Annotated in this window: 2 tRNA genes and 1 rRNA gene; all 3 read left to right on the forward strand. The window is 48.9% G+C overall.

Annotated features, from left to right (window positions below):
* A 5S ribosomal RNA gene (rrf, locus tag ACN6NF_RS25705) occupies positions 1-112 on the forward strand; the annotation flags it as partial.
* Positions 113-150: 38 nt separating this feature from the next.
* Positions 151-227 (forward strand) — tRNA-Ile (locus ACN6NF_RS25710).
* Positions 228-248: 21 nt separating this feature from the next.
* Positions 249-324 (forward strand) — tRNA-Ala (locus ACN6NF_RS25715).
* The last annotated feature ends 138 nt before the right edge of the window (positions 325-462 follow it).

The raw sequence follows: 462 nt of genomic DNA on the forward strand, positions 1-462 counted from the left end.
TGGCGATAGCGGAGGGGTTCCACACGTACCCATCCCGAACACGACCGTTAAGCCCTCCAGCGCCGATGGTACTTGGACCGCAGGGTCCTGGGAGAGTAGGACGCCGCCAAGCGCAACCACTAAAGAAGGATTTTTTTGGTGGTTTATTATGGGCCCTTAGCTCAGCTGGTTAGAGCGCACCCCTGATAAGGGTGAGGTCGGTGGTTCGAGTCCACTAGGGCCCACCATATAACTTTATAATTTCTTTTGGGGCCATAGCTCAGCTGGGAGAGCGCCTGCCTTGCAAGCAGGAGGTCAGCGGTTCGATCCCGCTTGGCTCCACCAAATGATTTATCATTGCACCTTGAAAACTGGATACCGAAACGAAATTGCGTTTTAGAATATTCCTTTAAGCTGATCTTGTGTAAACAAGTGAAATAAAGGTAGCAAATAAGGAAAGATATTTTGCTTTTAGCAAAAATC

Source organism: Paenibacillus sp. TSM33 (assembly GCF_056099025.1).